Here is a 26004-nt window from a genome sequence, read left to right on the forward strand (position 1 = left end):
TGTTTCCTTTCCTGGTTGGCCGGAAGTGCGGAGTTGTTGCGGAGTCCGTGAGGAAGCAATTTGTGAAAAGAATGTGGCGTCATGGCGGCTTCGCCATGACGCCAACGCAGTTTCCTATTGGCTGCGCATCATTTTCAGCCGCGCGTCGTCACATGAGGAATTTCGTGATGAGGACGTAGAGCGTCAAGCCGACCAGGCTGATCGTTCCGCCCCAGGCCCAGGCGAACTGGAACTTGCTCGGCAGCAGATCACGCTCGAAATCGCTGGTGAAGTTGTCCTTGACCGCCTTGATGGTCAGCCAGAACAGGACCGGCGAGAAGACCAGGGCCATCACGGAGGCGAGCTGGACCACGAAGATCGGCTCGGGCAGGCCATAGACCACCGCGATGCCGGCGACCAGCCACACCACCTGCATGCCGCGGTAGAGCAGCTTGCGGATCGCCGCGGTGTCCCAGTCGCGCTTCAGACGGACCACGCATTCCTCGAACAGGCGGGCCTGGCCGTCGAAGTAGGTGAAGACGGTGGAGAACAGCGCGGCCACGCCGCCGGCGATGATGACCGGGAAGATCCACGCGCCGAAGGTGTCGGTGTAGATGCTGGCGATGGTCACGCCCATCTCCGAGCCCTTTGGCACCAGACCCTGCGGGTGCAGCACCACGGCGCCGACGATCAGGAAGATCATGCCCGACAGCATCGAGATGACGTAGCTGATGTTCATGTCGCGCTTGAACAGGATCAGGCTGTTCTTCATGTAGTTGGGGTCCATGTGCACGGTGTGCCCCTGGGCCCGCATCTCGTTGACCTTGACCATGCCGGCCTTCTTGTCGACGGCCCAGTTCGACTGCATGGGCGCGACTTCCAGCGTGGTCGGGAAATAGCCGAACATGGCGCCGAACAGCATCATCGAGCCGATCGGCGGCAGGGTCGGCAGCAGGCGCGACAGATACTCGCCCGGCGGCGGGGCCTGGAGCGCGAAGGCCACGAAGCAGGACACGGCGAAGACGATGATGAGAATCTTGCAGATGCCTTCGACCGCCTTGTAGCTGCCCATCCACAGGATGCCGACGGTCAGCAGCAGGATGGCCACCGCCCAGAGCTGCATCGACATGAAGGGGAAGGCGGCCCACATCAGCGCCGCGCAGCCGAGCGCGCGGCCGGCGATGCCCACGGTGTTGGCGAAGCCCTGGAAGATCATGAACCACAGCGGCCAGGTGCCGACGCGGTGGTAGGCGTTGATGATGGATTCGCCCTTCACCATCGTGTAGCGGTGGGCGAACTCGAAGGCGCAGTATTTGATGATGTAGGCGGCCAGGATCACCCACAGCAGATCGTAGCCGTACAGAGCGCCGGCGGTCGGCGCGTGCATGATGTGGCTGGCGCCGATGCCGGTCATCGCCGCGGCGATGCCGGGCCCCATGGCCTTCCAGGTGTCCATGAAGCCGGTGCCGGGGGCTTCCAAGCGGATGACCTTCTTGGCGCTTCCATCCGCGGCGGTGCCGCCGTAAAGGCCATCGGCGTCGATGGCCGCACTGTTCGTCGAGCTGACGCTCATTCCCGTTCCTCCCTAGGATTGGCCTGTCGATTGGCGTCGGGCCGTTCGAGAAATTTTCGGCCCGGTTCCGTCCGGCTCCTTTTCCGATCCGTGCTTTTCTGCAGGGGCTGGTTTCCTGCACGCCATAGTTTGGTATGCCAAATATCAGCGAGGCGTAGGAAAAAAAATCTGGAAGATCGGGGCGTTTTTCAGACACAGAAAAAAAGTGGAAACTCGGGACTAAAACCACCTCTACCCACATCGGCTATGATCATTCCGTGAATCATGAAAAGGAATTCATGGTCAAATTGGCTGGTTGCGCAGGGTAAAGGATGCATCCATATGCCGATGGACTCAGCGAGCTTGGGCCGCCCGCTGCGTCGCCTCCCCAAAGGCTGTCCCTGTTGAGTCAGGGACAGCCTTTTCTCGTGTCAGTATTATGAAGACCAAATTTTTTTGAAATTTCCCGGGATGAAATCTGATGGTCGCGCTCGCCAGATCGCGCGGTGGCGATGGCGCAGGAGACGCATCAGCTAGGTTTTTAATCCAGTGGCGTAGTGAATTTTAAACCCGGACGGCTCGGCGCGAAGGATCCGCGCCGGTTCCTGTGGTTTGCCGCCCTGTGAAAAAAGCGCGGGTCCCGCGGAACTGAAAGCATCTATGCTGAAGGGTAAGGCGAGCGGGAAGCCGTGCAACGCGCGCCGGCCAATCTGTTGTCGGGGTGTTGCCTCAGAGGATTGCGCTGCCCGAAGCCGGCGCGCCGACCAGTTTCTGCGGGAGCCTCCATGGTTCTGGATCCGATCACACTCGCCGTGGCGCTGTGCCTTGCCACCTTCGCCGCAACCGGCATCGCGACCCTGCTGACAGCGGTGTGGGGAAGCCATCGGGACCCGGGCGCCCTCATCGCTCCCGTGCGGCCCTGGGGGCGGCCAGCCAACATGAACCGGCCTCCGCGCGGGACCCGCCGTCATCTGTGGATCGCGACGGAGACGTCGGATTGACGCCGTATCGGTGTGACGGCGTCGTAAGACAACAAACGCGCGGATTTACAAGACGCTGGAATCAGAAAGGGCCGCGACTGGATCGCGGCCCTTTCGTCGTCCGGTGTCGTCCGGATGTCCGCAAGGCATGCTCACAGGACGCCGTACAGACGGGACTTTTCGCACCAGGCGTTCATGAAGGACTTGAAGGCCTGCAGGAAAGTCGAACCCTTCGTGCCGTTCTGGTTGGCATGCAGATGGGTCACAGTCGCGTAGGTCATGATCATCTCCGTCGTTCGATGAAGACACTGTATCTTGGTATACCAAATACCAGAAGCGCAATCGATGCATCGCTCTCTTGCCCTCATCACATGGCGGGTTATGAAAGACTTACTTATTGTTTGGCGCGCTGATTTATTGTTGAGCTGATTTTCTTTTGCCGGTCTTTCGCCCGCAAGGCCGCTGCGCGCCGTCCGGCCATGAAAAAGGGGCCGGAGGACGCCCCCGGCCCCGCGCACTTCCCCACGCCGCCGGCTACTGCGCGGCCAGCGTCTCCTTGCGGATCTCCACCGCCTTGTCGGCGGCCTTGCCGGTCAGTTCCTGCAGCCGCTCGAAGCTCCAGGTGAAGGTGCCGACGCCGAGCGACAGGGAGCGCAGCTCGACGATCAGGTCGTGCATCTCGGCCTGCGGCAGATAGGCCTTCACCTCGTCCCAACCCTGCCAGCCGGGGCGCGCGTCGTAGCCGAGGATCTGCCCGCGCCGTCCGCTGACCAGCCGCTGCACCTTCGAGGTGAAGTCGCTGGGCACGGCGATGGAGACGGTCAGGATCGGCTCCAGCAGCACCGGCTCGCAGGCCGGAAGCGCCTCGGTCATCGCCTGCCGCGCCACCGTCTTGAAGGCCATTTCGGAGCTGTCCACGGCGTGGAACTGGCCGCCGGTCAGCTTCACCGCGAAATCGACCACGGGGAAGCCCAGCGGCCCGCGCACCGCGTAGTCGCGCACGCCGGTCTCCACCGCCGGGATGAACTGGCGCGGCACCACGCCGCCGACGATGCCGTCCTCGAACTGGAAGCCGGTGCCGCGGGGCAGTGGCTTGACCTCCACATGGATGTCGGCGAACTGGCCGTGGCCGCCGGTCTGCCGCTTGTAGCGGGCGTGGTGGGACGTGCCCTTGCGGATCGACTCGCGGTAGGGAACCTGCGGCGGCACGCCCTTGACCGTGACGTTGAACTTGTTGCGCAGACGGTCCATGGCGATCTGGAGATGGATGTCGCCCTGGCCCCACAGCACCAGCTCGCCGGTGTCGGTGGACTGGTCCAGGCGCAGCGACGGGTCCTCCTCGACCAGCTTCTGGATGGCCGCGGTCAGCTTCACCTCGTCGTTGCGGTTCTGGGCGTGCAGGGCGAGGCCGAAGACGGGCGGCGGCAGCTCCGGCCACAGCGCCGACCGTCCGGCGTTGCCCTTGTCGGTCAGCAGGTCGCCGGTCGCCGCCTTGTCGAGTCGGCCGAGCGCCACCACCTCGCCGGTCGCCGCCTGGGACAGCTTCTCCTGATTGTGGCCCATCATGCGGAAGACGCCGGACACCCGCTCCCCGCCCAGCGTCATGCCGTCGTTGACCGTGCCCCGCCAGACCCGGACGAGGCTGATCTTGCCGGCGTGCGAACCGTTCAGCGTCTTGAAGACCTGGGCGGCCACCGTGGCGTCCGCCGGGATGCCGGCGCGCTCCGCCGTGGTGGCGACGTCGGGCCCCTCGTGGCGCAGCGCCTTCAGCAGGCGGCGGATGCCGTTGTCGTTCTCCGCCGAGCCGAAGAAGACCGGGACGATCAGGTCGTCGGCCAGTTCGCGGGCCAGCCGGTCGTAGACCTCCTGCGTGTCGGGAGCGACGTCCTCCAGCAGCTTTTCCAGAAGCGCGTCGTCGTAGTCGGCCACCGCCTCCAGCATCTCCTGCCGGGCCTCGTGCTCGCGGTCCTTCAGGCTGTCGGGGATCTGGACGAGGTTGGACGGCTTGTGCGGGTTGAAGTGCCAGGCGCGCTCGCTGACCAGATCGACGAAGCCGGTGATCTTCCCGCCCTCGCGGATCGGCACCTCGCGCAGCACCAGCTTGCGCGCCGACACCGCCTGATAGGCCTGCACCACGTCGCGCACCCTGAGGTCGCCCAGGCTGTCCACCTTGTTGATGAACAGCAGGTGGGGGATGCGGTTGTCGTCGAGGAACTTGAACAGGGGGGCGAGCAGCACGGCCTTTTCCGGAGCCGCCTCGGCCACGATCACGGCGACGTCCGCCACCATCAGGGCGCTCTGCGTCTCGCAGGCCAGCTCCACCGAGCCGGGGCAGTCGAGCACGCTCCAGCGCTCGCCCAGGAACTCGAAGGAGGCGACGTTGACCTCGACGCTCATCTGCCGGGCCTTGGCCTCGGGGGAGCTGTCGCCGACCGCGTTGCCGTCGCGGACGCTGCCCTTGCGCGTGGTCGCCCCGGCGGCGGAGAGCAGGCTTTCCAGAAGCGATGTCTTGCCGCTGAGATAGGGGCCGACCAGCGCGGCGCAGCGGGCCGTCCGGATCTGAGTATGGGGCATGCACACCTCCCGTATGGCGTCTTCCCGTGTGGGCATCGGCCGGAACGCCGGGTGGCCTGGGTGGGCCGGGTGGGACGCTGTGGCCGGAAGCACCGGCGGCGCGCGTGGCCCTGACAGGGTGCCGGACTGGTCCGGTGCTTTGAAAACAGTGCCTTTTCAAGGTTATGGTCCACCCGTGGCGGGGGACCTGTCGATGGAAAAAAGGGGCGGCATGACGTCACGCCGCCCCGGTGGGGTGTCTCATCCTGGCGGGCCGTCGGCGTAGGGTGCCAGGGCCGCCGCGACCACCCGGTGGACGGGCGTCGGCACCCCCAGCTCCGACCCCAATTGGACCACCGCCCCGGACAGCCAGGGCAGTTCCAGCCGCCCGCCCCGCGTCAGATCGTTCAGCATGGAGGAGGTCATGGCGGCGGGCAGGCCGTCCAGCAGCGCCTCGACGCGGGCGACGATGCCGGTGCCCAGATCGACGTCGCGGGCGCGGGCGAGCCGGGCGACCTCCGCCACCGCGTCGAGGAACAGGGCGCGGCTCTCCGGAACGCGGCGGATCACCCCGGCGGGCTGGCGGGTCAGGGCGGTGACTCCGCTGAAGGGCGCCAGGAAGGCGAACTTCTCCCACTGCGCGCGCAGGATCGCCGCGGACAGCACCGCCTCGAACCCGGCCGCCTCGGCCAGCGCGTGGAAGGCGGTCAGCCGGGGCGAGGGGCGCCCGTCCAGCTCCCCGTAGGTCAGGCGGGCCAGGGTTCCGGTGTGGCGGATCACGCCGGGGGCGGCGATGGTGGCGCCGATGTGGGCGACGCCGCCCGCCACATGCTCCCGCCCGAGGATCCGGCACAGCGTGTCCATGCCGGTGACGCCGTTCTGCACGGTGACGACCACGGTGCCCGGCTTCACCAGGGGGCGGCAGGCCTCCGCCGCGCGGTCGGTGTCCCACAGCTTGACCGCGAACAGCACGAGGTCGACCGGCCCGATCTCCACCGGGTCGTCGGTCGCGCTGACGTCGGTCAGGTGCAGGGGGGCGGCCTCGCTCTCGACGCGCAGACCGTCGCGGCGGATGGCCTCCAGATGCGGGCCGCGGGCGATGAAATGCACCTCGGCTCCGCGGGTCGCCGCGAGGCGCGCGCCGAAATAGCCGCCGACCGCGCCCGCCCCCATGATTGCGATGCGCATGCGATGCTCCTCCCAAATGCGGTCCGGGCCGGCGCGCTCCGTTGGATGGGGCCGGGGAATCGGCGGAGGCCGGGCGGGCCTTTGGTGCCGGACTCTGGGGTGACAGTGTGGCGCGCGCGGGACTTTGCGGCAATAGGCCGCAGGATTGCGGATTGCCGGAGGGCGACTTTCTTTCGACAGTGGGCGGACCGATCGGCGCCCCTCTCCGCAAGACATTTCCGCATTGGCCGGTCCGGGGGATTTGCCATGGGATCTGCCATCAGCGCCTTCGTCCGCATGCCGCCGTTCCGAGCCCTGTGGGTCCTTCTGGCCGCGCTTCTGGTCGCCGGGGTCCATCCCCCGGGTGCCCTTGCCCAGCCCGGCGATCCGGAGCGCGAGCAGGTCCGCGCGATCGCGCTGAAGGCGGCGGAGCTGATCGCCGCGCGGGGCCTGGAGGCGGCGGCGGCGGTGCTCAACCGCGAGGGCGAGTTCCGGCACGGCGCGCTCTACGTCACCGTCATCGACTTCGCCGGGGTGTGGAAGGTCTATCCGCCCCGGCCCGCCGGGGTCGGGATCAGCGTGATCAACGTCAAGGACCCGGACGGCCGCGACATCGTCCGCGACATCCTGTCGGTGGCGCGGGACGCCGGCGAGGGCTGGGTGGAATACCGCTGGCTGAACCCGGCCAGCAACCGGATCGAGCCGAAGACCACCTTCGTGAAGCGGGTGCCGGGCCAGGAGCTGGTCGCCTATGCCGGCCTGTACCATTGACGCCGCCCGGCCGCGTGTTCGGGGCGCTTGATACGGCCGCTGTTGCGGCGCACATCTTGACCCGCACCGGGCGCGCCCAAGCTTGTCGGGGTGGCCTTCACGGCAGGCCGGGGCATGCGGGTCGCGCAGGGCTGCTTTTTAGAATGTTTCTAAAGTAGGGTCTTTACCCGGGGCGCAGCGGGGCGTAGCCTCGATTGCAGCCAAGAATGGAAGACAACCCCTCGGAGGATTGAGAAACCATGCAGATCGACATCGGGATCGCGGAAGCCGACCGCAAGGCCATCGCCGAAGGCCTGAACAACGTGCTCGCCGACACCTTCGCCCTGTATCTGAAGACGCATTCCTTCCACTGGAACGTCACGGGGCCGATGTTCAACACGCTCCACACCATGTTCATGACCCAGTACACGGAGCTGTGGACCGCCCTGGACGAGGTGGCGGAGCGCATCCGCGCCCTCGGCTATCCGGCGCCGGGCAGCTTCACGCAGTTCACCAAGCTCGCCTCGATCAAGGAGGAGCAGGGCGTCCCGAACGCGCAGGAGATGCTGCGCCAGCTCGTCGAGGGGCATGAGGCCGTCGCCCGCACCGCCCGCAAGGTCTTCCCGACCGCCGAGGAGGCCAACGACCAGCCGACCGCGGACCTGCTGACCCAGCGCCTGCAGATCCACGAGAAGACCGCCTGGATGCTGCGCTCCATGCTGGAGTAGTCGGCAAGGCCCAGCGGCTTGCGATTCGACGGGACGCCGTCCTTCGGGGCGGCGCCCCGTCCTTTTAACGCGCGAGGAAACAACCGGGCGGGGCCGCGCGTTCTCCCTGGATGTCCGATGGACGCGGGAGAGGGCGCCATGGCCTCCTACAATGACGACCGAGCGCGGGGAGCCGACCGGGCGGCGACGGGCGGCGGGCAGGATGCCCTGCTGCTGGCCGCAAGGCTGCTGATCGGGGCGATCTTCGTGCAGAGCGGCTTCGGCAAGCTGATGGACCTCGGCGGCTTCGCCGGGAGCCTGGCGGGGCAGGGTCTGCCCATGCCGATGCTGCTGGCGGCGCTGGGCGGTGCGGTGGAGTGCTTCGGCGGGCTGGCCGTGGTGCTGGGGGCCTGGACGCGGCTGGCCGCGGCGGCGGTGGTCCTCTTCACCATCATGGCGACGCTGATCGCCCACCGCTACTGGGCCTACCCGCCGGAGGCCCAGGGGATGCAGCGCATCCAGTTCATGAAGAACCTCGCCATCATCGGCGGCTTCCTCGCGCTGATCGCCGCCGGGGCCGGGCGGTTCAGCGTCGATGGGCTGATGAACCGGCGGTAGCAGGGGGGCGGTCGCCCGGCCCCCTTCGCTCTCCCTTGCCGCCTTACCAGTTCGCCTTACCAGTTGCCCGCCGGGCTCGGCTCGCCCGCGTGGTGGGCCAGCCAGCGCTCGGCCTCCAGGGCGGCCATGCAGCCCATGCCGGCGGCGGTGACGGCCTGGCGGTACACCTTGTCCTTCACGTCGCCCGCGGCGAAGACGCCCGGCACGTTGGTGGCCGTCGAGTCGGGGGCGGTGACGATGTAGCCCTCGGAGTCGGTCTCCACCTTGCCCTGGAAGACGGCGGTGGCCGGGACATGGCCGATGGCGACGAAGACGCCGGCCACCGGGATCACCCGCTCCTCGCCCGACTTCACGTTCTTCACGCGCACGCCGGTGACGCCGCGCGGGTTGCCCAGGGAGCCGTCGCCCTCGCCGACGATCTCCTCGACCACGCTGTCCCAGACCACTTCGATCTTGGGGTTGCGGAACAGCCGGTCCTGCATGATCCGCTCGGCGCGGAAGCTGTCGCGGCGGTGGATGACCGTCACCTTGGAGGCGTGGTTGGTGAGGTACAGCGCCTCCTCCACCGCGGAGTTGCCGCCGCCGATCACCGCGACCTCCTTGCCGCGGAAGAAGAAGCCGTCGCAGGTGGCGCAGGCCGACACGCCGAAGCCGCGGTAGATCTCCTCGCTGGAGATGCCCAGCCAGCGCGCCTGCGCGCCGGTCGCGATGACGACGCTGTCGGCGGTGTAGGTGTCGCCCGAGTCGCCCTTGCAGACGAAGGGGCGCTGGCTGAAGTCGACGTCGGTGATCAGGTCGAAGACCATCTTGGTCCCGACATGCTCCGCCTGCTTCTGCATCTGCTCCATCAGCCACGGCCCCTGGATGGGGTCGGCGAAGCCGGGATAATTCTCGACGTCGGTGGTGATCATGAGCTGGCCGCCCGGCTGCATGCCCTGCACCATCAGCGGCTGCAGGTTGGCGCGCGCCGCGTAGATGGCCGCGGTGTAGCCGGCAGGGCCGGCGCCGATGATGAGAACCTTGGTGTGGTGGGTGCTGGGCATCGCTCTGTCCGTCACGATCTGGTCTGGTGCGGACCATAGGGCCGCGCCGAACATATGGTCCAGATCCGGCGCGCTGTCATCGGAAAGCCTGCCATGCCGGCCCCTCATGGGGCCGATGTTTCACCCCGGCCGCCTGGGGGACGCCCTTCAATAGCGGGTCGGCGCCGCAGCTTTGCGGTTTTTCAGCCAGGCGCCGACGCGGTGGCGCCACTGCTCGTGCCAGATGTAGACGCTGTTGCGGACCCAGTTCATCTGCACGGCGCGGCGCCGTCCCTCGAAGGAATGGTGCCCGTGCCACGAGGTGTCGGAGCGGCGGAAGCACAGCAGCGTGCCCTCGTCCGGCGGCACCTCGGCGGCGTAATCCTCCAGGTTGGGGCTGCGCAGCACGCGCAGGCGCCCTCCCGACGCCTCCCAGGGCGGGTTCATGTAGATCAGGACGGTGACGATCTTGCTGGCCGAATCGGGGTGGATCTTGCCGTCGGTCGCCCGGCACATGCCGCGGGCGGTGAACATGGTCGGGTAGCGCGACAGGTCCACCCCGAACTTCTCCGAGAAGGCCCGGCAGACCGCCTCGCCGCGCAGCTCCTCGATCAGGGCGTCGAAGGCCGGACCCTGCGGGAAGACGCCCAGGGGGATGGAGCCGGGCTTGTCCACCTTGGGGTAGTCGCGGTGCAGCGCCTCCAGATGCTCCCGCTTCACGAAGCCGGGGACGCAGAGGAAGTCGAACGGCTCGTGATGCAGCGGGGTGGCGCGGAAGCGGTCCAGATCCAGCATGGAGGCGGGCATGGACATGGGGCGGTCTCCAGACGGCAACTCAGACGACGGCAACGGGGGGCGGCAACGGGGGGCGGCAATTCAGACGGCGGCGGTTCAGGCCACGGGCGTGTCGGGGAAGGCCAGCTCGTGGCGGGCGCGCCATTCCGGGCCGACATAGTTCACGATGATCGACTTGCGGACGCCGCGGATCGGGCGCGGGGCGAAGCCATGCCACGTGTTCGTTCCGGGAACGAAGACCAAACCCCCGTTGAAGGCGTAGGGCGCGCGGGTGACGACGGTGCGGGTGGCGTCCAGCACGTCGGTGCCCCAGTCGGCGCAGTCCGGCCCCTTGGAGAGATAGATCAGCATCGTGAACTTCTTGACGCCGATGTCGGTGTGCGGCTCCAGCCAGAAGCCGTCGGTGTCCTGGCAGTATTCGATGCGCAACGAGGTGCCGGCCAGAGCGACGCCGCAGGTCCGCTCGATCGCCTCGGTCACCGCCCGCCGCTGGAAGGCCGTGGCGACCGCGTCGCAGACGGGGTGTTCGGCCCGGCTGCGGGCGCAGAAATAGCTGCGGGTGGCGTTGTTGGTGTCGCGCTTGCCCATGGTGTCGCCGACCGGTGGCGGTGCCCAGGGCAGGGCGGCGATGCCGTCCGCGGCCTCGTCGGTGAGCGCGCGCGACAGCAGCCAGTGGCGATAGGGCTCATCCTTGATCGGGGCGTTGTCCAGGCAGCGGATGAAGGCGTCCTGGACCGCGTCAGGCGAAACCATGCGAAAAAATCCAATGCGTCCCGTCGGTAAAAGGGAATTACCACGGGGTGAAACACGCATTAAATGAAATAACGTTCATGAACCGTTTGACAGGAATCCCTCCTGACGAGCGCAAGCAAACAACACTGATCGGGGTATCGCGGGGAAGCGCGGTGCCCCGGATTTCAGGCACCGTGCTTGGCGCGGTGGGCCAGAAGACGGTGTCGCAACTCTTCGGCGACTTGCCGGGTGTCGTCCAACGTTGGGTAGGTCCAGTGCTCCAGGGCGCCGGTGAAGGGCCGGGTGATGCCTTCCCTGTAGAGTTCCTCGTGGAAGCTGCGGAACTTGGCCGAGCCGCCCTCCAGCTCGATCACGTAGACCGGCTTTCCGGTGGAGCAGGCTTCCGAGGTCATGGACACGCTGTCGCAGGTCACCACCACGGCGTCGGCCAGACCGAGATAGGCGAAGTAGGGGTTCTCGCCGGTGCCGTCCCACACCTCCGCCGGCAGGCCGTTCAGGCGGGCGCGCAGGATCGCCTCGTTGTCGGCGCCGGTGCGGCGCGACGGCGTGACCATCAGCCCGGCCCCCTTGCTGCGGGCCAGCTCCGACAGCTTTTCCGCGACGTCGCCCATGATGGTCGGGGTCAGGGCGTAGACGCCGTTGGTGCCGCCGATCAGCACGGCGACGCGCGGGTGCGGCAGGTCGGCGAGCCGGGGGGCGTGGCGCTGCGCGGCCTCGGCCAGCAGCTTGGGCGTCACGCGGTGCAGGGCGCCGCGGGTGGCCATGACGTTGGGGCCGCGCAGCCGGTCGTGGCGGGGCACCACGACGAGGCCGAAATGGCGCGGGTTGATCTGCGGATCCTGGATGTAGACGGTGAAGGTCCGGCCGCGCGACTGCTTGCTGGCGGCCAGCAGCGGCGCGATGGCCTGGCGCCCCGACCCGATCATCAGGTCGGGCCAGGGCGCGCGGATGGGGTCGCCCTCCGGCCCGGCGGCGAAGCGGTTGCCCAGCCGCAGGAAGGGGCTGAGCTGGCGCCACGGGCTGCGCAGCCGCACCCGCTTCACGACGGGGGTGAGGCCCAGCGCCTCGGCGAGGCCGATGCACTGGTTTTCCATGCCGGGCTTGCCGTCCGAGACGACCCAACAGGTGAGGGAACCGGGAAGGGAGGACTGCATCGTCACACGAATGGTTTTGAGGGTGCGGCGGGTTGTCGCGCCCTGGTGGGCGTCGGAGCTGGATACATCGATAGAAAGTTTTTCCACCGACGCCGATACGGGTTTCTTGCTTGGCGTGGATGGCTGCGCCGTGTAATATCCTTTCTTCAAATCACCCCCGGAGCGACCGAGCAAACCATGCGGCGGGTCAAACTCGACCGAATTGACCGGCGGATTTTGCGCGACCTGCAAAATGACGGCCGGATGACCAACGTAGAACTCGCGAGGCGTGCCGGCATCTCTGCCCCTCCGTGTTTGCGGCGTGTCCGCGCCTTGGAAGAGGCGGGCTTCATCCGCGGCTATCACGCCGACATCAACCCCGACGCGCTCGGGTTCGGTGTCACCGTGTTCGCCCAGGTCGGCCTGTCCAGCCAAGCTGAAGTGGACCTAAAGAAATTCGAGGAACTCGTCAACTCCTGGCCCATGGTGCGCGAGTGCAACATGCTGGCCGGCGAGTATGATTTCCTGCTGAAGATCGTTGCGGAGGACTGGGACGACTACCAGCGCTTCCTGACCACGAAGCTGACGGCGGCGCCCAACGTGGCGCACGTCAAGTCGGCCCTGTCGATCCGCACGTCGAAGCACACGCCCGGTGTGCCGATCGACGTCGACTCGCCGGACATCCCCGACTCCCTGGAGGATGACGACGACGAGGACGAGGACGAGTCCTCGACCCGCGTGGCGCGCCGCTGACGCGGCGCCGCACCGACGCATAGCCTTTCACGGACAGCCGGCCCCACACCCCGCGCACGGGATGTGGGGCCGGCTGTTCGCGTTTCGGGAAGGGGCGTCCCCGCGCAATCTTGTGACGCCGAGCATTTCGAAAAATGGATTCCTGCCCGTCTTCGCACGTGCGATGCTTCCACACGGCGAAGGTGCTAAACTTGCGCGCAACCGACTTCGCCGCTTTTGTCCGTGACCGGGAGACGATGATGGCCTCAGCCCGCCGCCGTGCCCTTCCGCCGCGCCTTTTCCTGACGACACTGGCCCTCGCCGCCGCCCTGGCCGTGCCGCCCCTGCTCGGTTCCCCGCCGGCCGCGGCGGCGACGCCGGGCGTCCATGCGGAGGAGATCGTCCGCTTCCCCTCGCTCGACGCCGATCTGACCAGCGGCGCCCCGACGGCCCTGACCGGGCGCTTCCTGCGACCAAAGGCCGACGGCCCCTATCCCACGGTCGTCCTTCTGCACGGCTGCAGCGGCCTCTACGCCAAGACCGGGCGGGTGGCGTCACGGCACATCGACTGGGCTCTGACGCTGCGCGAGCAGGGCTACGCGGTGCTGATGGTGGACAGCTTCGGCCCGCGCGGCGTGGCGGAGGTCTGCACGGTGAAGGACCGCCCCGTCCGCGCGACGGAGGAGCGCAAGCGCGACGCCTGGGCGGCGCTGGCCTATCTGCGCGCGCGCAGCGACGTCGACAGCGAGCGGATCGCCCTGATGGGCTGGTCGCAGGGGGCCGGCACGGTGCTGGCCGCCTACGGGCCGGGCGGGCAGGGGAACGGTTTCCGCGCCGCCATCGCCTTCTACCCCGGCTGCCGGACGCCGCTGAGCGACGCCGACTGGCAGCCGGAGGGCCCGCTTCTGATGCTGCTGGGCGGCAGGGACGAATGGACTCCGGCGGAGCGCTGCCTCGAGCTGGCGAGCCGCGAACCGGTGAAGGAGCGCACCGAGGTGGTGGTCTATCCCGACGCCCATCACGGCTTCGACTCCCCCCATTCACCGCTGCGCAAGCGCCACAATCTGGCGACGGCCCCGGCGGGCGAGGCGACGGTCGGCACCGACGAGTCCGCCCGCAGGGACGCCATCGAGCGGGTCAGCGCCTTCCTGGCGGAGCGGCTGCGGGGGTAGGGGCGCCCGCGGGGGTTAGGGTCACGGGTGAAAAGGAAACGCCCCGCACCGGCTGTCGGTGCGGGGCGTTTCGGTTCGCGGTCGGTGGCGGGGCCTTGTCCTGCGAACCGGCCCCTGAAGCTTGAACCCGCGCTTACTTGAACGCGACGGTGACGATCTCGTAGACCTTGGAGCCGCCGGGGGTGGACACCTCCACGCTGTCGCCGACCGACTTGTTGATCAGCGCGCGGGCCAACGGCGCCTGGATGGACAGCATGCCGTTCTTGATGTCGCTCTCGTCCTGGCCGACGATCTGGTAGGTGATCTCCTCGTCGGTGTCCTCGTCCGCGAGCGTGACGGTGGCGCCGAACTTCACCGAACTGCCGGACAGCTTCGTCGGGTCGATGACCTCGGCGCGGCTGATCTTGTCCTCCAGCTCGGCGACGCGGCCCTCGATGAAGCTCTGGCGTTCACGCGCGGCGGTGTATTCGGCGTTTTCCGACAGGTCCCCGTGCTCACGCGCCTCGGCGATCGCCTTGATGACGTTGGGCCGTTCGACAGTCTTGAGGTGCTTCAACTCCTCTTGCAGGCGGTTGTATCCCGCCGCAGTCATTGGAACTTTTTCCATCGTTCAATCCATCACCATGCCGACGCAGCGCCCTGGGAAAGCTACGGCGCGGCGGAGGAGGTCCGCCGCGCCGTAAACCGTCCTAATAGGAACCGCTAAGGTACGACTGCAACGGCGCGACTTCAAGGCTGCCGTTCCGGAGTGCGGCAATCGCTTCCACCGCCGCGCGTGCACCGGCCATGGTGGTGTAGTAAGGCAGGTTGTAGGTCAGCGCCGTGCGCCGCAGGCTGAAGCTGTCGGACAGGGCCTGCGCGCCGTCCGTGGTGTTGATGACCAGATGCACCTCGCCGTTGATCATAGCGTCGACGATGTGCGGTTGGCCCTCCACCACCTTGTTGATCGACTCCGCCGGGACGCCGGCCTGGCGCAGCGCCGCCGCGGTGCCGGTGGTCGCCAGGACGCGGAAGCCCATGGCGTGCAGCTTCTGCCCGATCTGCACGGCCGAGGGCTTGTCGCGCTCCTTCACCGAGATGAAGACGGTGCCCTGGACCGGCAGGGTGACGCCGGCGCCGAGCTGCGACTTGGCGAAGGCCAGCGCGAAGTTGTGGTCGAGGCCCATCACCTCGCCCGTCGACTTCATCTCCGGGCCGAGCACGATGTCCACGCCGGGGAAGCGGGCGAAGGGGAACACGGCCTCCTTCACGGCGGTGTGCGGCGGGGTCGGGCCGTTCAGCGTGAAGTCGGCCAGCTTTTCGCCGGCCATGACGCGGGCGGCGACCTTGGCGATGGCGGTACCGGTGGCCTTGGCGACGAAGGGCACCGTGCGGCTGGCGCGCGGGTTGACCTCCAGGATGTAGACCGTGCCGTCCTTGACCGCGAACTGGACGTTCATCAGGCCGACGACGTGCAGGGCGCGGGCCAGCGCCTCGCCCTGGCGGCCGATCTCGGCGATGGTCTCGGCGGGCAGCGAGTAGGGCGGCAGGGCGCAGGCCGAGTCGCCGGAATGGATGCCGGCCTCCTCGATGTGCTCCATGATGCCGGCGATGTAGACCTGGCCGGTGGCGTCGGCCACCACGTCCACGTCGACCTCGATGGCGTCCTGCAGGTAGCTGTCGATCAGCACCGGGTTCTTGCCCGACACCTTCACCGCGTTGCCCATGTAGCGCTTGAGCCCGGCCATGTCGTGGACGATCTCCATGGCGCGGCCGCCCAGCACGTAGGACGGGCGGATGACGACGGGGAAACCGATCCGCGCCGCGACCGTCTCCGCCTCCTCCAGCGACCGGGCGAGGCCGTTGGCCGGCTGGAGCAGGTTGAGCTGGTGCAGCAGCTTCTGGAAGCGCTCGCGGTCCTCGGCGAGGTCGATGGCGTCCGGCGAGGTGCCGAGGATCGGGATGCCGGCCTTCTCCAGCGCGTCGGCCAGCTTCAGCGGGGTCTGGCCGCCGAACTGCACGATGCAGCCCAGCACCGTGCCCTTGCGCTGCTCGACGCGGACCAGCTCGATCACGTCCTCGGCGGTCAGCGGCTCGAAATACAGGCGGTCGGCGGTGTCGTAGTCGGTGGACACCGTCTCCGGGTTGCAGTTGACCATGATGGTCTCGATGCCGGCCTCGCGCAGCGCGTAGACGGCGTGGACGCAGCAATAGTCAAACTCGATGCCCTGGCCGATGCGGTTCGGCCCGCCGCCCAGGATGACGACCTTCTTCCTCTCGGTCGGGTCCGATTCGCACTCGGCGGCACCCGTGCCGTCGGTCTCGTAGGTCGAGTACATGTAGGGCGTGCGCGAGGCGAACTCGGCGGCGCAGGTGTCGATCCGCTTGAAGACCGGCGTGACTCCGGCGGCGCGGCGGGCCTCGGCGACCTCGGCCTCGCTCTTGCCGGCCAGCTCGGCCAGACGGGCGTCGGAGAAGCCCATCTGCTTCAGCGCCTGCCAGCCGGCCTTGTCGGCGGGCAGGCCGCCGCTGCGGATCGCCTGCTCGCGGTCCACGATGGCCTTGATCTGCTCCAGGAACCACGGGTCGTACTTGGAGACCTGCTGGACCTCGGCGACGGTGAAGCCGTGGCGGAAGGCCTGGGCGATGACCAGCAGGCGGTCCGGCGTCGGGCGGGCCAGAGCGCCGCGGATGGCCGCGGCGTCCGGCGTGTCGCTGTCGCCGATGCGCACCTCGTTGAAGCCGGTCAGGCCGGTCTCCATGGAGCGCAGCGCCTTCTGCACCGACTCCTGGAAGGTGCGGCCGATCGACATGGCCTCGCCCACCGACTTCATCGAGGTGGTCAGCAGCGGCTCGGTGCCGGCGAACTTCTCGAAGGTGAAGCGGGGCATCTTGGTGACGACGTAGTCGATCGTCGGCTCGAAGCTGGCCGGGGTGGTGCCGGTGATGTCGTTGGTCAGCTCGTCCAGCGTGTAGCCGATGGCCAGCTTCGCGGCGATCTTGGCGATCGGGAAGCCGGTGGCCTTCGACGCCAGCGCGGAGGAGCGCGACACGCGCGGGTTCATCTCGATGACGATCAGGCGGCCGTTCGCCGGGTTCACCGCGAACTGGACGTTGGAGCCGCCGGTCTCCACCCCGATCTCGCGCAGCACCGCGATCGAGGCGTTGCGCATGATCTGGTATTCCTTGTCCGTCAGCGTCAGCGACGGGGCGACGGTGATCGAATCGCCGGTGTGGACGCCCATCGGGTCGATGTTCTCGATGGCGCAGACGATGATGCAGTTGTCCGCCTTGTCGCGGACGACCTCCATCTCGTACTCCTTCCAGCCCAGCACCGATTCCTCGATCAGCACCTCGCCGACCGGGCTGGCGCGCAGGCCGCCGCGCACGATGTCCTCGAACTCGGCGCGGTTGTAGGCGATGCCGCCGCCGGTGCCGGCCAGCGTGAAGCTGGGGCGGATGATCGCCGGCAGGCCGACGAACTCCAGCGCCTCGGTCGCCTCCTGCATGTTGCGCACGAGGCGCGAGCGCGGCGATTCCAGGCCCAGCTTGTCCATGGCGTCGCGGAACAGGATGCGGTCCTCGGCCTTGGCGATGACGTCGCGCTTCGCGCCGATCATCTCCACGCCCAGCCGCTCCAGCGTGCCGTCGTCGGACAGGGCCATGGCGGTGTTCAGCGCGGTCTGGCCGCCCATGGTCGGCAGCAGGGCGTCGGGGCGCTCCTTCTCCAGGATCTTCGCCACCACGGCCGGGGTGATCGGCTCGATGTAGGTGGCGTCGGCCAGACCCGGATCGGTCATGATGGTGGCCGGGTTGGAGTTGACCAGGATGACGCGGAAGCCTTCCTCGCGCAGCGCCTTGCACGCCTGGACGCCGGAGTAATCGAACTCGCAAGCCTGGCCGATGACGATCGGCCCCGCGCCGATGATGCAGATGGATTTGATATCAGTGCGCTTGGGCATGGGTCCGCTTCTCGACGTTCGTGCAGCAAAAGCCCCCTCGCGCCATTGGCCCCTTTCGGGGCGCGGGTGTGAGGGGGCACGGATCAATATGTCGTTGCGAGGCCCCTTTATAGGGAACAAGGCGGCGCGGGGGAAGGGGTGGGATGATGCGCGGGCCACATGTCTGAAACATCGCCAGCGGGCGGCGAGGCAAGGCTTGAACCTGCGCCGAAAGGGCGTCATCAATCGGGGTGCGCCGGAAACCCGGCGCTTTCCGACATCGACCAGCGGGAGAAGCCCGCACACCTTGACCTGATTGCCGCCGGAGTTCGCGCCCCACGATGACCCACGCTTTCGCCAAGGACAGCCGCGCCTGCGCCGCCTGCGTTTCGTGGGGGGGCGACCGCGCCCTGTCGGACGACAACACGCTCGTCCACGTCGACCGCTACAGCGCGGAGGGGGAGTGCCGGACGGCGACCAGCCAGGATTACCGGAAGGTCACGCGCTCCTACCACACCTGCGCGACCTGGGCGCCGCTGCCGATGCTGAAGAAGCATGGCGGGCGGCCGGAGCGCCAGCCGGTCTTCGCCAGCCGCCCCACCCCCGCTCCCGCGCCGAAGCCGGTCCCGGAGGCCGTGGCCGCGGCGCCGGTGCGCGTGGTCACGGCCGCCGCCCCCGCCGTTCCGCCGCCGCCGCCCGCGCCGCCGGTCTGCCGGTCGGAGCCGCTCGACCTCGAGCAGATTCCGCAGATCGCCAGCCTGCTCTACGTCCATTGGCGCCGCGTCCGCCGCGGGCGCGCGATGCCGGAGGCGCGCGACATCGACACCGCGCAGATCCGCGAATGCGTGCCGCGCCTGTGCCTGATGGAGCCGTTGCGCGGCGGCGAGGATTTCCTCTACCGCGCCTGCGGGCGGGCGGTGCAGCGCCGGATCGGCCAGCGCGCGGTGCCGCGCCCGGTCAGCGACTGCCACCCCGCCGAGGCGGCGGCGCGCTTCAACGCCGACCTGCGCGCCTGCCTGGAGTCAGGGGAACCGCGCGGCCTTCTGGTGCGCGACGACCCGATGCTGCCGGGGGCGCGCTTCGTCGAACTGCTGCTGCCGCTGTCCGACGAGGACGGCCGCCCGGCCCGCGTGCTGGCTTTCCGGCACGTGCCGGGGGGCTGACGGAGGCGGCGGTGCCCTGGAGCGCGCAACCCCCGCCGGAATCCCCGCCGGAGTCTCCGATGCCGGCGCCCGGCGGTTCCAAGCCGGGCGCCGGCGCCGACATGGTGGGGGTCTGGCCGTCCGCGGTGTGGATCGTCGTCGGCACGCTCTTCTATATGGAGAACCCGCAGAGTTTCGCCGGCTGGAAGGGCGCGCTCTATTATGTGGTCGGCACCGCCGCCGTGGCTCTGGTGATCGGGCTGGTCAGCCTGAACCTGCGCCGCGCCGTTGCCGGCATGCTGGCCGAGGTGTTTCCCCATCGCGACCGCTTCACCGACCTCGTCAGCCTGATGCTGCGGCTGATGCTGGCCACCGCGGAGGGCATGCTGGTGGCCCTGTTCGCACGCTGGACGCTGGGCGCGCTTGGGTAGGGATTTGTGGGGGGTAGGGTGATCCTTCGCCAACCAATCGGCGCTACACTGGGCGTCCCGGGACCGGTCGTCCTGGGGGGAGGGTCTTCATGCAGAACCTGTCCGCCTACTGGTCGCCGGCCGAGCTGGCCGTCAACGGTGTCATCCTGCTGCATCTGGTCGGGGCTCTGGGGCTCGGCATCCTGATGGGGTACGAGCGCTCCTTCCACGGGCGGGCGGCGGGGATGCGGACCTACGCGCTGGTCTGCCTCGCCGCGACGGCGCTGACCGTCGTCAACGCCTATCCCGGCCTGTGGTACGGCGGCATCGGGAGCGGAGCCGGCGGGGGCGGCGACCCGACGCGGGTCGTCCAGGGCATCGTGACCGGCATCGGCTTCCTCGGCGCCGGGGTCATCATGCGGGAGGGCTTCTCCATCCGCGGCCTGTCCACCGCGGCGTCGATCTGGACGGCGGCGGCGATCGGGGTGACCATCGGGCTGGGCTTTTACGCCGCGGCCATCGGCGCGGCCTTTCTGGTCATCCTGGTGATGAGCGCCTTCCGCCGGCTGGAAGCGGTGCTGCCCCACCACACGGTGGTCCAGGTAATGCTGGTCTTCGAGCGCGACCAGGCGCCCCCGGCGGAGATGCTCCGCGTCAAGGCGCTGGAGCACGGCTACGAGATCGTGTCCTGGGCCTTCCACCTGCGCAACGGCAGCGGCCATCTGGAGTACCAGCTCACGCTCCAGGCCAACGGCACGCCGGACCCGATGGAGCTGATCGACAAGCTCGCCCGCACCAGCCGGGTGGTCGAATTCCGCCTGTCGCCGTCGCGGATGTGACGCTGCGAGGCTTCTTACTTGTCCAAGAGGAAATAGGCGAAGTCGATGCTGGGCGCGGCCAGCCCGAACTGCGTCAGCAGGGTGTGCGCCTGCCCGCGGTGATGGGTCTGGTGGTTGAAGACATGGGCCAGCACCGCGGAGAAAGGCATGGTGAAGGCCTGCCCGGCCAGCGAGTGGTAGTGGAGGTCCGTGGCGAAGCGCGCCTCCTCCTGTTCGGCCACGACGCGGACGATGCGCTCGTCCTCCGCCTCGCGGGCGGCGCGAAGCTCGTCGAAGCCGTCATACAGGATCTCGTCCAGGGCGACGGGCGTCGGGCCAGCCCCCTCGATGCGGCGCAGCCACACCCGGTCGGCCACCAGGATGTGGTTCAGCGTGCCCCGCACCGAGCGGAAGAAGGCGCTGCGGTCCTCGCGGTACTGGGCGTCCGACAGCTCGGCCGCCACCGTGTAGAGGCGGCGGTTGGCCCAGCGGTTGTAGCGCGCGAACCGTTCGAAATGCGCCTTCATCGCCTTTCTCCCTTCCCTAGACCCCGGCGCGCTTGGCCGACAGGCCGGCGGGGGACAGCAGCACCTCGCGCTTGCCCTGGTGGTTGGCTTGGCCGACCACCCGTTCCGTCTCCATCCGCTCGACCAGACGGGCGGCGCGGTTGTAGCCGATCTGGAGCTGGCGCTGGATGAAGCTGACCGACACCTTGCCCTCGCGCACCACGAGGTTGACGGCCTGCATGTAGAGGTCGTCGCCGGAATTGCCGCCGCCGCTCTCGTCGTCCTCGTCGGCGACCGCCTCATCCTCTTCCTCGGTGATGGCGGTGACGTAGTTGGGGGCGCCCTGCGACTTGATGAACTGCACGATCTCCTCGACCTCCGAATCGGAGACGAAGGGGCCGTGGACGCGGGTGATGCGGCCGCCGCCGGCCATGTAGAGCATGTCGCCCTGGCCGAGCAGCTGCTCGGCCCCGGCCTCGCCGAGGATGGTGCGGCTGTCGATCTTGGAGGTGACCTGGAAGCTGATGCGGGTCGGGAAGTTGGCCTTGATGGTGCCGGTGATGACGTCCACCGACGGGCGCTGCGTCGCCATGATCAGGTGGATGCCGGCGGCCCGCGCCATCTGGGCGAGGCGCTGGATCGCCGCCTCGATCTCCTTGCCGGCCACCAGCATCAGGTCGGCCATCTCGTCCACGATGACCACGATGTAGGGGAGCGGCGTCGGCTCCTGCGGGGTCAGGTCGAAGACGGTCTCGGCCTCGCCGGGGACATGGCGGCGGGGCATCGGCTCGCCGTTGGCGATCATCTCGGCGATGCGGGCGTTGTAGCCCTCGATGTTGCGCACGCCGAGCTTTGACATCGCCTCGTAGCGGCTCTCCATCTCGCGCACGGCCCAGCGCAGCGCGATCACCGCCTTCTTCGGGTCGGTCACCACCGGGGTCAGCAGATGCGGGATGCCGTCATAGACGGACAGCTCCAGCATCTTCGGGTCCACCATGATGAAGCGGCAGCGCTCCGGCGGCAGCCGGTAGAGCAGCGACAGGATCATCGTGTTTATGGCGACCGACTTGCCCGAGCCGGTGGTGCCGGCGACCAGCAGGTGCGGCATGCGGGCGAGGTCGGCGACCACCGGCTCGCCGCTGATGTCCTTGCCCAGCGCGATGGCGAGATGGGCCTGCGATTCGGCGAAGGCCGTGTGGTCGAACATCTCGCGCAGATAGACCATCTCGCGCACCGGGTTCGGCAGCTCCACGCCGATGACGCTGCGGCCCGGCACGATGGCGATGCGGGCGGTGACCACGCTCATCGAGCGGGCGATGTCGTCGGTCAGGTTGATGACCGTGGCCGACTTGGTGCCCGGCGCCGGCTCGAACTCGTAGAGCGTGACGACGGGGCCGGGGCGCACATCCATGATCTCGCCGCGGACGCGGAAGTTCCGCAGCACCGTCTCCAGCATCCGCGCGTTGCGGGCCAGGACGGTTTCGTCATGCTGCTGAGGCGGGCGCGGCGGCGGGTTCTGGAGAAGCGCGGTGCCGGGCAGGGCGTAGGGATCGTCCTCGCCGACGGACGGCGCGGCCTCGTCGGATTCGGGATCGTCGTCGTCGTTGTCGAGGGCGACGGTGTCGCCGACGCCCTCCACGTCGTCCTCATAGGCCGCGTCGTCCCCGTAGGCCAAGGCGTCGTCCTCGGCGTCCTCCGCCTCCGCGTCCTCGGGCAGATCCTCGGCGTCGGGAATGAGGACGTCCTCCACCTCGTCCGGGGCGTCCACCGCCGCGTCCGACGCCGGGGGCGGGACGGCGGTTTCCGCGGGGCGCGCCTCATAGGCCCATTCGACGCCGGACAGGAAGGCGAAGCCGGCGACCACCGCCAGCGCCTCGTCGGCGAGGTTGGTCGAATAGACCGTGCCGGCGCGCGGGGTGCCGGGGAGCACCTCGACGTCCCACAGCCGCCGCCCGTCCGGGCGCGCGTTGGGGATCAGGTTGAAGGGGCGGCCGTTCAGCGCGCACCACAGATTGAACTCGTCGGCGGTGACGACTCCCGACTGGGTCACGGGCGCGGTCAGGTGGGGCGTGCGCGGCGTCATGCCGGGGCTCCCGGTTTCTGTGCGGTGGAAAAGGACTCGCCGTCTTCGGCGTCGTCGTCGGGGGTATCGTCGGCTTCGGTTCCGGTCTCGATCCCGGTGTCCGCGGTTCCGTCCGTATCGTCGTCGATGCCGACGCCCTCGTCGGCAAGGGACTCGGATTCGCTGTCCACCATGTCGCCTGCGGTGTCGTCCGCCGCCGGCCCGTCATCATCCGGCCCGTCATCATCCGGACCGTCGATCACCGCCTCCGGCTCATCCTCCGCCGCTCCGGGGGTGGGCACGGCACGGGGCGGTTCATCGGGCGGCGGTTCGTTGGGCGACTGCTCGGCGGGCGGCTGCTCGTAGGCGGCGACCAGGATCTTGTCGATGGTCTCGCCGTCGCTGGACATCGGCAGCGCCAGCCGCTCCCAGGTCCGCATGACGCCGCTGAAGTCGGCGGTGTAGACACGGGCGACCGGCAGCCGTTCACGCAGGAGCGCGGCGTATTCGGGGCGCAGGATGGCCCGCTGCTCCTCCGGCAGATCGTCCAGCGTGGCGCCCAGGCGCGAGTGCCCGAAGGCCGCCGCGAGCGACTGGCCGTAATAGGAATAGACGAAGTCGTCGTCGCCGATGACCTCGAAAATCACAATATTATCCTTCCACGGGCGCAGGTCGGCCGGGGCGATGGTGCTGGACACCGGCGGTTTCCCGCCGATGCATTTGGTGAGCCAGAAGTCAAGCAGGCCGCTCAGGTGCGGCGTCGCCAGCTCGGTTCTTTCCTTGATCATGGATTGGGCGCGGAATGTCTCGGGCGGCGCCCCGCGGGGCTACCCCCTGGAGCTTTCATGGACCGCCGGAACCATACCCGGAAGGGACGGGCAGGCGCAACCGCAAGGGACCGCCCCGTTCAAGCCGGCTTAACCCTGTCGCCCGGATGCCGCAGTGGCGGCGCGGGACGGTGTGTTTTATCACAGGAGGCACGGAGACGGGCGCAACCGGACCCGCGCCCGGAACTCCGTGTCTCCGTGCTTCACTCCGGAACGGTCATCCCGTCACGCCGCGCAGGTCACCCCGGTGCCGCCCAGCCCGCAATAGCCCGCGGGATTCTTGGACAGATACTGCTGGTGATAGTCCTCGGCGTAGTAGAAGGGCGGGGCCTCGCGCAGCTCCGTCGTCACCGGGCCGAAGCCGGCCTGTTCCAGGCGGGCCTGGTAGGACTCGCGGCTGGCCTCGGCGGCGGCGCGCTGGGCGTCCGTGTGGGTGTAGATGGCCGAGCGGTACTGGGTGCCGACGTCGTTGCCCTGGCGCATGCCCTGGGTCGGGTCGTGCGCCTCCCAGAAGACGCGCAGCAGCTCCTCGAACCCGACCTTGGACGGGTCGTAGACGACGCGCACCACCTCGGTGTGGCCGGTGCGGCCGGAGCAGACCTCCTCGTAGGTCGGGTTGGGCGTGTGGCCGCCCTGGTAGCCGACCATGGTCGTCCAGACGCCCGGCACCTTCCAGAACTTGCGCTCCGCCCCCCAGAAGCAGCCGAGCCCGAAATCGGCGACCTCCAGCCCCTCCGGATAGGGTGGGGTCAGCGGGTTGCCGTTGACATGGTGGCGCGGCGGCACGGGAACCGGCGTGTCGCGTCCGGGCAGGGCCTCCTCCGCGCTGGGCAGCGCCAGGGGCTTGCGCATGAACATTCCGAGCATCTCGGCCTCTCCGATGGCGTAGGAGTTGGGGATGGGGATTTGGGGATTATGTCGGGTCGCCCCGCCCCGGAGGCAAGTCGCCGCCTTTGCGCGGGAGCCTTCCGCGGCCCCGCCTGTTTACCCTTCGGAATGTTCAGTCCAAGGTGGAACCGCGGGGAGAGAACGATGACGATCGACGACGCCACCCTCCAGCGCCTGATCGAGAAGGGGCGCAAGCATGGCAACCGGCTCAGCGTCGAGCAGCTCGGCCAGGACGTGCCGGTGGAGACGATGACCCCGGAGGAGGTCGCCGTGGTGGTGGAGCGGCTGGAGGCCGCGGGAATCGACGTGGAGTTGACCGACGCACGGCTGAAGCGTCCACGCGGCGGCGGCGACTACGAGCGCGGGGCCGGGGTGGTCACCATCGCCAGCCCGGCGGCCCCCGCCGTCTCCGCCCCCGGCGCCCGCCCGTCCGAACATGGCTGGGCCGACGAGGGGCTCGGCCACGCCCACGGCGGGCATCACGGCTCCCGCCGGGCGCCGACCTGGGACCGCGACGGCGTGGACATGCTGCCCATCGTCTCGGTCCTGGTCGTGGCGCTGGTGCTGATCATCGCCCTGGGCGGCTGATCGGCCCAACCGTCAGCCCGGCTTGGCCAGCGCGTGGATGAGGATGGCCGCGGTCGCCGCGACGTTCAGCGACTGGACGCGGCCGGTGCCGGGCAGGGTCAGGATGTCCTCGCAGGCGGCGAGGGTGGCGGGGGGAAGCCCGTCCTCCTCGTTGCCCAGCACGACGGCGGCGGGCCGCCCGCCCGCGGCGAGGACCGCCGGGTCGGTGACCACCGCCCGGCCGCGCCCCAGCGCCGTCCCGGCCACCCGGTGGGACTCGCGCAGCCGCTTCAGAACCGTCGGCAGGTTGGTTGCCCGGTACAGCTCCACCCACTCGAAGCCGCCCTCGGCCACCCGGTAGGCGGATTCCGACGGCAGGGCCTGTCCGGGATGGTCCGACACCACGACGCGCCGCAGGCCGAAGAAGGCGGCGGTGCGCAGGATGGCGCCCAGATTGTGCGGGTTGCCGACCCCGTCCAGGATCAGCAGCGGCTGCCCGTCCGCCGCCCAGCGCTTCGCCGCCTCGACGTCGAAGGCGGGCACCGGGCGCGGCGCGATCAGCGCGACCACCCCGCCGTGCAGCACCGTCCCGGCGACCTTCGCCAGCTCGTCGGCCTCCACCATGCGGTAGGGCCTGCGCGCCGCCGCCATCGCCTTGCAGAAATCACCGGTCTTCGCCTTCAGCCGCTCCTCGAAGAACAGCCGCTCCACCCGCGCCGCGTCGTGGGCGAACAGGGCGGAGACGGCGGACAGGCCGGCGACGCGGAACAGCTTTCCCGGTTCCTCCCGCACCTCCTCCCGGCGAACGTCGTTGCCGGCGCGGGCCGGACCCGGACGGGAGCGGCGGGCAGGGGACGGGACGGGCGGACGGCCGCGCGGGGTCGTCGGCTTCGGCATGATGGACTCGGGGGCTTTGGGGGAACGGGCCGGCATTCTGGACCAACCCGCTCC

The 26004-nt window shown here is 68.8% G+C and carries 25 protein-coding genes; 10 read left to right on the plus strand and 15 right to left on the minus strand.

What is annotated here, in order from left to right; genetic code table 11:
* Positions 1 to 148: 148 nt before the first annotated feature.
* A complete protein-coding gene (locus tag ABVN73_RS01775) occupies positions 149 to 1552 on the minus strand; it encodes an Nramp family divalent metal transporter (RefSeq protein WP_353858666.1) in 1404 nt (467 codons plus the stop codon).
* A 764-nt stretch (positions 1553 to 2316) separates the two neighbouring features.
* Between ABVN73_RS01775 and ABVN73_RS01780 the strand changes: the two genes are divergently transcribed.
* A complete protein-coding gene (locus ABVN73_RS01780) occupies positions 2317 to 2532 on the plus strand; it encodes a hypothetical protein (protein ID WP_109072405.1) in 216 nt (71 codons plus the stop codon).
* A 131-nt stretch (positions 2533 to 2663) separates the two neighbouring features.
* Here ABVN73_RS01780 and ABVN73_RS01785 read toward each other — a convergent pair whose 3' ends face one another.
* The 3 genes from ABVN73_RS01785 to ABVN73_RS01795 all read right to left on the minus strand — a co-directional run bounded on the left by ABVN73_RS01785 (position 2664) and on the right by ABVN73_RS01795 (position 6252).
* Complete coding sequence (locus ABVN73_RS01785; RefSeq protein WP_256380059.1) at positions 2664 to 2792, minus strand: hypothetical protein; 129 nt, start codon at positions 2790 to 2792, stop codon at positions 2664 to 2666.
* Positions 2793 to 3045: 253 nt separating this feature from the next.
* The gene (locus ABVN73_RS01790) at positions 3046 to 5085 is read right to left on the minus strand and encodes an elongation factor G (protein WP_353858667.1); all 2040 of its coding nucleotides are present in this window, start codon (positions 5083 to 5085) and stop codon (positions 3046 to 3048) included.
* Positions 5086 to 5325: 240 nt separating this feature from the next.
* Positions 5326 to 6252: a 2-dehydropantoate 2-reductase gene (locus ABVN73_RS01795; protein WP_353858668.1), complete on the minus strand. Its 927-nt coding sequence runs from the start codon at positions 6250 to 6252 to the stop codon at positions 5326 to 5328.
* A gap of 246 nt (positions 6253 to 6498) precedes the next feature.
* On the opposite strand from ABVN73_RS01795, the gene ABVN73_RS01800 reads away from it, so the two are divergent.
* From ABVN73_RS01800 to ABVN73_RS01810, 3 genes are all read left to right on the plus strand, one after another.
* Positions 6499 to 7002, plus strand: a complete 504-nt coding sequence (locus ABVN73_RS01800) for a cache domain-containing protein (RefSeq protein WP_353858669.1) — start codon at positions 6499 to 6501, stop codon at positions 7000 to 7002.
* 239 nt (positions 7003 to 7241) lie between these two features.
* Positions 7242 to 7709, plus strand: a complete 468-nt coding sequence (locus ABVN73_RS01805; RefSeq protein ID WP_353858670.1) for a Dps family protein — start codon at positions 7242 to 7244, stop codon at positions 7707 to 7709.
* Between the two features lie 138 nt (positions 7710 to 7847).
* Positions 7848 to 8306: a DoxX family protein gene (locus tag ABVN73_RS01810; protein WP_353858671.1), complete on the plus strand. Its 459-nt coding sequence runs from the start codon at positions 7848 to 7850 to the stop codon at positions 8304 to 8306.
* A 56-nt stretch (positions 8307 to 8362) separates the two neighbouring features.
* Here the strand turns inward: ABVN73_RS01810 and trxB are convergent, their stop codons facing one another.
* The 4 genes from trxB to ABVN73_RS01830 form a co-directional block, all read right to left on the minus strand.
* Positions 8363 to 9349, minus strand: a complete 987-nt coding sequence (gene trxB, locus ABVN73_RS01815; protein WP_353858672.1) for a thioredoxin-disulfide reductase — start codon at positions 9347 to 9349, stop codon at positions 8363 to 8365.
* Positions 9350 to 9496: 147 nt separating this feature from the next.
* Positions 9497 to 10141, minus strand: a complete 645-nt coding sequence (locus ABVN73_RS01820; protein ID WP_353858673.1) for a 2OG-Fe(II) oxygenase — start codon at positions 10139 to 10141, stop codon at positions 9497 to 9499.
* A 78-nt stretch (positions 10142 to 10219) separates the two neighbouring features.
* Positions 10220 to 10876, minus strand: coding sequence for a 2OG-Fe(II) oxygenase (locus tag ABVN73_RS01825; protein WP_353858674.1), 657 nt, complete (start codon positions 10874 to 10876; stop codon positions 10220 to 10222).
* Between the two features lie 164 nt (positions 10877 to 11040).
* Complete coding sequence (locus ABVN73_RS01830; RefSeq protein WP_353858675.1) at positions 11041 to 11970, minus strand: mitochondrial fission ELM1 family protein; 930 nt, start codon at positions 11968 to 11970, stop codon at positions 11041 to 11043.
* A 237-nt stretch (positions 11971 to 12207) separates the two neighbouring features.
* Here ABVN73_RS01830 and ABVN73_RS01835 point away from each other — a divergent pair, with 237 nt between their 5' ends.
* Together ABVN73_RS01835 and ABVN73_RS01840 are read left to right on the plus strand one after the other, a co-directional pair.
* Positions 12208 to 12762, plus strand: coding sequence for an Lrp/AsnC family transcriptional regulator (locus ABVN73_RS01835; protein ID WP_353858676.1), 555 nt, complete (start codon positions 12208 to 12210; stop codon positions 12760 to 12762).
* A 191-nt stretch (positions 12763 to 12953) separates the two neighbouring features.
* Positions 12954 to 13913: a dienelactone hydrolase family protein gene (locus ABVN73_RS01840; protein ID WP_353858677.1), complete on the plus strand. Its 960-nt coding sequence runs from the start codon at positions 12954 to 12956 to the stop codon at positions 13911 to 13913.
* Positions 13914 to 14046: 133 nt separating this feature from the next.
* Here the strand turns inward: ABVN73_RS01840 and greA are convergent, their stop codons facing one another.
* Both greA and carB read right to left on the minus strand, forming a co-directional pair.
* On the minus strand, positions 14047 to 14520 hold the full coding sequence (gene greA, locus ABVN73_RS01845) for a transcription elongation factor GreA (RefSeq protein ID WP_079285121.1): 474 nt from the start codon (positions 14518 to 14520) through the stop codon (positions 14047 to 14049).
* 82 nt (positions 14521 to 14602) lie between these two features.
* Positions 14603 to 17854, minus strand: coding sequence for a carbamoyl-phosphate synthase large subunit (gene carB / locus ABVN73_RS01850; RefSeq protein WP_353858678.1), 3252 nt, complete (start codon positions 17852 to 17854; stop codon positions 14603 to 14605).
* A 320-nt stretch (positions 17855 to 18174) separates the two neighbouring features.
* On the opposite strand from carB, the gene ABVN73_RS01855 reads away from it, so the two are divergent.
* The 3 genes from ABVN73_RS01855 to ABVN73_RS01865 all read left to right on the plus strand — a co-directional run bounded on the left by ABVN73_RS01855 (position 18175) and on the right by ABVN73_RS01865 (position 20224).
* Positions 18175 to 18996: a hypothetical protein gene (locus ABVN73_RS01855; protein ID WP_353858679.1), complete on the plus strand. Its 822-nt coding sequence runs from the start codon at positions 18175 to 18177 to the stop codon at positions 18994 to 18996.
* A gap of 59 nt (positions 18997 to 19055) precedes the next feature.
* Positions 19056 to 19406 carry a hypothetical protein gene (locus ABVN73_RS01860; RefSeq protein ID WP_353858680.1) on the plus strand — a complete coding sequence of 117 codons (351 nt, stop codon included), beginning with the start codon at positions 19056 to 19058 and terminating at the stop codon, positions 19404 to 19406.
* Between the two features lie 89 nt (positions 19407 to 19495).
* Complete coding sequence (locus ABVN73_RS01865; protein WP_353858681.1) at positions 19496 to 20224, plus strand: MgtC/SapB family protein; 729 nt, start codon at positions 19496 to 19498, stop codon at positions 20222 to 20224.
* Positions 20225 to 20238: 14 nt separating this feature from the next.
* Here the strand turns inward: ABVN73_RS01865 and ABVN73_RS01870 are convergent, their stop codons facing one another.
* From ABVN73_RS01870 to msrA, 4 genes are all read right to left on the minus strand, one after another.
* On the minus strand, positions 20239 to 20730 hold the full coding sequence (locus tag ABVN73_RS01870) for a DinB family protein (protein ID WP_353858682.1): 492 nt from the start codon (positions 20728 to 20730) through the stop codon (positions 20239 to 20241).
* 16 nt (positions 20731 to 20746) lie between these two features.
* On the minus strand, positions 20747 to 22792 hold the full coding sequence (locus ABVN73_RS01875; protein ID WP_353858683.1) for a DNA translocase FtsK: 2046 nt from the start codon (positions 22790 to 22792) through the stop codon (positions 20747 to 20749).
* A complete protein-coding gene (locus tag ABVN73_RS01880) occupies positions 22789 to 23559 on the minus strand; it encodes a PAS domain-containing protein (RefSeq protein WP_353858684.1) in 771 nt (256 codons plus the stop codon). The genes ABVN73_RS01875 and ABVN73_RS01880 overlap by 4 nt, the downstream gene beginning before the upstream one ends.
* Positions 23560 to 23823: 264 nt before the next feature.
* Positions 23824 to 24465: a peptide-methionine (S)-S-oxide reductase MsrA gene (msrA, locus tag ABVN73_RS01885; RefSeq protein WP_353858685.1), complete on the minus strand. Its 642-nt coding sequence runs from the start codon at positions 24463 to 24465 to the stop codon at positions 23824 to 23826.
* A gap of 165 nt (positions 24466 to 24630) precedes the next feature.
* Here msrA and ABVN73_RS01890 point away from each other — a divergent pair, with 165 nt between their 5' ends.
* Positions 24631 to 25074, plus strand: coding sequence for an RNA polymerase sigma factor region1.1 domain-containing protein (locus ABVN73_RS01890; RefSeq protein WP_353858686.1), 444 nt, complete (start codon positions 24631 to 24633; stop codon positions 25072 to 25074).
* Positions 25075 to 25086: 12 nt separating this feature from the next.
* Here the strand turns inward: ABVN73_RS01890 and ABVN73_RS01895 are convergent, their stop codons facing one another.
* A complete protein-coding gene (locus ABVN73_RS01895) occupies positions 25087 to 25950 on the minus strand; it encodes an RNA methyltransferase (RefSeq protein WP_353858687.1) in 864 nt (287 codons plus the stop codon).
* Between the last annotated feature and the right edge of the window lie 54 nt (positions 25951 to 26004).

Origin of the sequence: Azospirillum formosense (assembly GCF_040500525.1) — a bacterium.
GTDB classification, from domain to species: domain Bacteria; phylum Pseudomonadota; class Alphaproteobacteria; order Azospirillales; family Azospirillaceae; genus Azospirillum; species Azospirillum formosense_A.